The sequence below is a fragment of the Cysteiniphilum halobium genome (assembly GCF_003574425.1).
Lineage (GTDB): Bacteria > Pseudomonadota > Gammaproteobacteria > Francisellales > Francisellaceae > Caedibacter > Caedibacter halobius.
The window spans coordinates 1-6213 of record NZ_QLIU01000089.1 but is presented as its reverse complement, the minus strand read 5'-3'; the positions used below and the strand labels follow the sequence as shown (position 1 = coordinate 6213).

Below are 6213 nucleotides of genomic sequence, written 5' to 3'. Positions count from 1 at the left end.
ATAATATAGTCAATAGTTTACTTAAATTGGATTTATTTTGGAACTACTATAAAATGGCACTTTGATATTGCGCACCCAGATCACAAAACTGTCTACCTTTAACTGTAGGATCAATATGCTTAAAGAAATAATTTAAAAATTGTTTATAACCCAAAATAGCATCCTCATACCAAACTTTAACAACTTCTAAGTGGTCTGTTTTTCCTTGTGATACTTGCTTGTAGTTTGGGTATAAGGTCGAACCACCATCATAGCCTACTTGAGTTTTTATTACACCTTTGAGCTTATCAATATCAGCTTGAACACACCAAAAACATCCACCTGCAACAATGGCTGTTTTCACCTCGGCATACCCTAATTGGAGTGAAATTAACAATCCCATCACCTTTAAAAAATTGATATTTTGTAGCATAACATAGCTCCTGGCTTATATCTCATCTCCTTAAGGTATAGATCATAAAAAAGACAAACACAATTAAGATAAAATTACATAAAGCACTAAAAGTACAAACGATCTATTTTTCATTTGCATATACAATAATTATGGATATCAAATCACTTTTTAAGCAGTTATGCTGTAAACAACATGGAAAGTCAGAAATATTTTAAATATAATTACACACAGTGTGACTATATGTTGTTTAGTTCAATCTATACCCACATCGTAAATCATTTTGTGGTGTTTAGTGTCAAAGAAGTTTTGACGGGTATATTACTAACAATAGTCTGGGAGATGTTAACCAAATAATGATAAGGGATCCTATGAAAAACGACAATACAATATTATTGGTTAGCACCAATAAAGAAAACACTAAAGAGTTACAAACATTACTTCAACGCTACCTACACCAAACAAACGTTGCACACTCAGGCCAAGAAGCATTAGATCTACTGGCTGTTAATAGAAATACCAAATTAGTACTACTTGATCTATTACTGCCAGATATGTATGGCATTGAATTGTGCAAAAACATTCGTGAACGCCATCCCAACATGGCGATTATTTTTGTATCAAAAAGTACTGATGCAACGGAAATTGTCTTGTGTTTTGAAGCAGGTGCCGATGACTATGTCGAGATTCCTTACAACCAGCACGTGCTTATGGCACGTATCAAGGCAAAACTGCGTGATCGCAATACCCAATCACCATATACAATTACAGGATCGGTAAATATTGAAGATATTAACATCAGTGATTATAGCCAAATCCAGTTTGGCAAGTGGGTATATCATCCGCGAAAATCATTAGTGACACACCCTGATAACTCAGATATTTATCTAACAGATAAAGAAGGTGCCTTGCTTAAACTGCTTTTATCTGATCCAAGTAAGACGTTTATGCGTGAAGAAATTGCCAAATATCTTAATCTAAGCGTTAAAGAAAGCATGGTACGTGATGTTAATATCCATGTTCATCGCCTACGTAACAAACTAACACAAGGGCATAATTCAAGCTCACCAATTAAAGCAGTCCGTTCGCAAGGTTATACGCTTGATTCATATTTAACCTATGTTTATGACAATAAAGAAGTATCGTTTTTGTAACTCCCTGTGATTTGATGATTTAACTACAGCTTAGTATTCACCGTACTCTGAGCGAAGTCAAAGGGTGAATACAAAGACAACAAAGGCTTCAGTTATGGTAGATATAATCATAATACCCAATTCTTTTAATCTAAATCCGCTAAATTCCCTTTTTGTTCCAGCCAATGCTTACGATCCAACGAGCGCTTTTTAGCTAGCATTTCATCCATCTCCTCCAGATCAAAGTGTTCATCGCTTGATAATGTTAATTGTACAAGACGTCTTGTATCCATCGCCATAGTTGACTCTCTTAATTGCATTGGATTCATCTCACCCAAACCTTTGAAACGCAGAACATTTGCTTTGGGTGATTTTTTATTTTGGGTAATTTTATGTAAAATCACATTCTTCTCCGCTTCATCCAACGCATAATGGACTTCTTTGCCAACATCAATTCTAAACAATGGTGGCATTGCCACATAGATATGTCCTCTTTCGACCAATGGTTTAAAGTGTCGCAAAAATAACGCACATAGGAGTGTCGCAATGTGCAGACCATCAGAATCAGCATCTGCAAGAATACAGATCTTGCCATAACGCAAGCCTTCTACATTATCACTGCCTGGATCAACACCAATTGCCACAGCAATATCGTGAATCTCTTGTGATGATAAGACTTCTGATGAATCGATTTCCCATGAGTTTAAGATTTTTCCCCTTAATGGCATCACCGCTTGGAACTCGCGATCTCGTGCCTGTTTTGCTGAGCCACCCGCTGAGTCGCCTTCAACCAAGAAAAGTTCACTATACTGTGTATCTTGAGTAACACAATCTGTGAGCTTACCAGGTAATTGTGGGCCTTGGGTTACTTTCTTACGCACTACCTTTTTCTCAGCTTTAAGGCGTTTTTGTGCACGCAAGATAATCACCTCAGCAATTTGGTTTGCCGTTTCAATATTTTGGTTAAGCCACAAACTAAAAGCATCCTTAACATGTGTAGCAATGAAATTAACACAATCACGTGAAGATAAACGCTCTTTTGTTTGTCCTGAGAACTGCGGTTCTGGCATCTTTAATGACAACACATAACAAAGACCAGCAAAAATATCATCCGGCATGATCTTTACTCCGCGTGGTAAAATATTATGAAGTTCACAATACTCGCGCATCGCATCTAAAAGTCCAGATCTTAAGCCATTAACATGTGTGCCACCTAATGGTGTTGGGATTAGATTAACATAACTTTCGGTGATGAAATTATCATTCTCTTGCGGCCAGCATAAAGCCCAATCTACAACATATTGCCCATCAGTAAAAGACCCTGAAAATGGAACCTCTGGCAATACCTCAAGACCATCAATTTTTTCTTGCAAATAGGCTAATAACCCACCATCATACTGCCACGTCATTCGATCGTTTTGCTCATCGTTTTGGTATTCAACGATAAGCCCCGGGCATAATACCGCTTTGGCTTTTAATAAGTTCTTTAACTTACGTGTTGCATATTTTGGTGTATCAAAATACTTAGGGTCCGGCCAAAAACGTACAGTGGTACCAGTGTTCTTTTTGCCTACTTCTGATATGACTTTTAACTCTTCTACCTTATCACCATGCTCAAAAGCGATAAAATAACGCTTCCCATCGCGTTTAATAAACACCTCAACGCGCAAACTTAATGCATTAACTACCGATACCCCCACCCCATGAAGTCCCCCTGAGTATAGATAATTTTCCTTTGAAAATTTACCCCCGGCATGCAATCGTGTCATAATCAGCTCAACACCCGATATCCCTTCTTCAGGGTGAATATCAACCGGCATACCACGTCCATTATCTTCAACCTCAAAACTACCATCATCATAAACTCTGATATTGAGTTTATTGGCATGCCCTGCTAATGCCTCATCCACCGCATTATCAATCACTTCTTGCGCTACGTGATTAGGCGTTTGTGTATCGGTATACATCCCAGGACGTCGTTTAACAGGGTCAAGACCCGATAGGACCTCAATAGATTGAGCAGTATATTGATTCATAACAAAATGGAGCTTATTATTTTATGTCTAATTTTATCGTTTATTCTGGCACAAAATCGAGTAATCTTAAATCTAAATGCTACCTCGTTAATGGAAAATTATGAATATCCGTGACTTAGAATATGTAATTGCTGTTGCTAAACATAAAAACTTCAATAAAGCTGCACAAGAATGCTTTGTTAGTCAACCAGCACTTAGCATGCAAATTAAGAAGCTTGAAGATGAGTTAGGCATTGCTATCTTTGAGCGCTTCCAAAAAAGTGTACTTGTCACTGCAATTGGTCAGCAAATCATTGATAAGGCGCAAGCATTATTAACCATTGCGCAAGATATCAAAGACTTGGCAGCAACACACAATAAAACGGAAGATCTACTTTTTAGAATTGGATTGTTTCCAACCCTTGCGCACTATTTATTGCCACAATTGATTCACACAACATTGGCTGATAAAAGCCCGATTAAAATTTATCCTGTTGAGGAGAAAAGCCCTATCTTAATTCAAATGCTCCAATTAGGTAAAATTGATGCAGCCCTTCTAGCACAAGAATCCCTTCCTCAAGGACTAGAGTTTTTATCACTGTTTAAAGATACATTTAAACTAGCCGTATATGATGGACACCCGTTAAGTCAACAATCAGAAGTTGATATATCCAAACTTGATGATGAGGCGATGCTTTTTTTAGAGAAAGGACACTGCCTGCGTGAGCAAGTACTATCATTAAATATTAATCCGGCACAAAGCATCCAGTGCAATGCTACAGGCCTTGAAACATTAAGACAAATGGTAATTGCTAAACTCGGCATTACAATCATTCCTGAGATTGCCACATTAACCTCACACAATGGTATCCACTATATTGATTTCAAAGCTCCAGCACCTTTTCGTGAAATTGGACTGGTTTATCGTCGCGGCTCAGCCATTACTAAATGGCTAAAAGCAATTGAGCAACTTGTGCAAAAAAGCATGGCAAGTTTGGCTTCTCATTAAATTTGAAACCCGCTATAATCCACCTTGTTAATAAATAGTAAGCTTCTTGTTAATTTTGAAGCGTGCGCTAAAAACAATGAGTAAAATAGGAAAAACATGTCAAACCTGAGTCATTTCATCTCTCAAAACTTAATGCTATGCATTATCTTTGTGGTTGCCATTTTGGTCTATCTTGGTTATGAAATTCGCCAAGCAAAATCAGGACGCTTCCAATTATCCATACAAAATGCGATTAATCTAACGAATCGGGATAAGGGGATATTTTTAGACATTCGCGACAATAAACTTTTCAATGAAAGTCATATTGTTGGTGCCATCAATAGCAGTGTTACAGAACTTAAAGAGAATACTAAAATACTTAATAAATACAAAAACAACCCAATTATTATCTATTGTGAAACAGGATCCCAAAGTGCTGGTGTTTGTGATTTGTTAAAAAAAGCAGGCTTTGATAAGCTTTACACATTAAAAGGAGGCTTTAAGCAGTGGTTGCAGGATAAATTACCCACTGAGAGTAAAACTGAGTCACGTCAAGCCATTAGTGCAGATAAGAAAGATATAAAAAATAGAAAAGACAAAAACGATAAGAACACATCTAAATGATTGAGATATATACTAAACCAACTTGCCCCTATTGCATTAACGCCAAGGCATTGCTTAGGGAAAAAGGTGTTACATTTACTGAGTATAACATCATTGACAAGCCTGAGTTACGTGAGAAGATGATTAAGCGTGCCTTGGGACACACGACTGTGCCACAAATATTCATCAACGACCAGCATATCGGTGGCTGTGATGATTTGTATGCCCTTGAGAATGCCAATAAACTTAACCCACTACTTGGAAAATAACACTTAACTTAACCAAATAAGGAAAGATGATGACAACTGAAACAAATACTCCTGACATTCAATTTCAAATCCAAAAAATCTATACCAAAGATATTTCATTTGAAATCCCTAAAGGTGCTGATGCGTTTAAACAAGAATGGAAGCCTGAGTTAAACGTGGCTTTAAACACTAAAGTTACAGGTTTGCCTGAAGAGAATATGTATGAAGTTGTGCTAACGGTTGAAGCAGACGTCAAATGTGGCACTAGTAATGCTTTCAAAGCAGAAGTACAACAAGCAGGTATTTTCCTTATTTCCAACATGGAAGCAGGACAGCTTGATCACGCACAATATGCATTTTGCCCTAATATTTTGTATCCATATGCACGTGAAGCAATCTCTGACTTAGTTGCTAAAGGAGGTTTTCCACAACTATGCCTAGCCCCTGTTAACTTTGATATGATTTATCAACAAAAGCAGCAAGAGCAAAAAGACTCATCACAAAAAGCAAATTAACATACTTTAACGCTTATAAACTGCACTTAAGTTAACTGCTTAATCCATCCCCTTAATACTCTAGAAAATATATAGTCATTCCCTCTGTACACGAAGAAAAATTTGCAAATTGCTGCTTGAAGCGTTATTTTTTCTTGATTTGCACACCATGAAAAAGCACCTCAAACAGCTGACAAATAGTTTAAAGGAAATTTTTAACTGGCACAAATCAAGATTAGATTGTTTTGCTAATCTTCTGGTTAGCCTAATCTCACGACAAACCGTTAATCTTGCACATTTGGCAACCCATTTTGCACCACATACCAAAATCGACTCGAATT

At 37.1% G+C, this 6213-nt stretch carries 7 protein-coding genes; 5 read left to right on the top strand and 2 right to left on the bottom strand.

The features are described from left to right. Window positions 1–46: 46 nt before the first annotated feature. Window positions 47–412 carry a peptide-methionine (S)-S-oxide reductase MsrA gene (locus tag DNK85_RS10920; protein WP_119329585.1) on the bottom strand — a complete coding sequence of 122 codons (366 nt, stop codon included), beginning with the start codon at window positions 410–412 and terminating at the stop codon, window positions 47–49. Between the two features lie 350 nt (window positions 413–762). Between DNK85_RS10920 and DNK85_RS10915 the strand changes: the two genes are divergently transcribed. Further along, window positions 763–1545: a response regulator transcription factor gene (locus DNK85_RS10915; RefSeq protein WP_162896699.1), complete on the top strand. Its 783-nt coding sequence runs from the start codon at window positions 763–765 to the stop codon at window positions 1543–1545. A gap of 125 nt (window positions 1546–1670) precedes the next feature. Here the strand turns inward: DNK85_RS10915 and parE are convergent, their stop codons facing one another. Beyond that, window positions 1671–3560 (bottom strand): DNA topoisomerase IV subunit B, encoded by a 1890-nt coding sequence (gene parE, locus DNK85_RS10910; RefSeq protein WP_119329583.1) that lies wholly within the window; start codon window positions 3558–3560, stop codon window positions 1671–1673. A 100-nt stretch (window positions 3561–3660) separates the two neighbouring features. On the opposite strand from parE, the gene DNK85_RS10905 reads away from it, so the two are divergent. The 4 genes from DNK85_RS10905 (at window position 3661) to secB (ending at window position 5893) form a co-directional block, all read left to right on the top strand. Next, complete coding sequence (locus tag DNK85_RS10905) at window positions 3661–4548, top strand: LysR substrate-binding domain-containing protein (protein ID WP_119329582.1); 888 nt, start codon at window positions 3661–3663, stop codon at window positions 4546–4548. A gap of 96 nt (window positions 4549–4644) precedes the next feature. After that, on the top strand, window positions 4645–5151 hold the full coding sequence (locus DNK85_RS10900) for a rhodanese-like domain-containing protein (RefSeq protein ID WP_119329581.1): 507 nt from the start codon (window positions 4645–4647) through the stop codon (window positions 5149–5151). Next, entirely contained in the window at window positions 5148–5399 is a 252-nt protein-coding gene (gene grxC / locus DNK85_RS10895) for a glutaredoxin 3 (RefSeq protein WP_119329580.1), read from the top strand. Before DNK85_RS10900 ends, grxC begins: the two co-directional genes overlap by 4 nt. Window positions 5400–5428: 29 nt before the next feature. Next, window positions 5429–5893, top strand: a complete 465-nt coding sequence (gene secB, locus DNK85_RS10890; RefSeq protein ID WP_235842431.1) for a protein-export chaperone SecB — start codon at window positions 5429–5431, stop codon at window positions 5891–5893. Window positions 5894–6213: the final 320 nt, after the last annotated feature.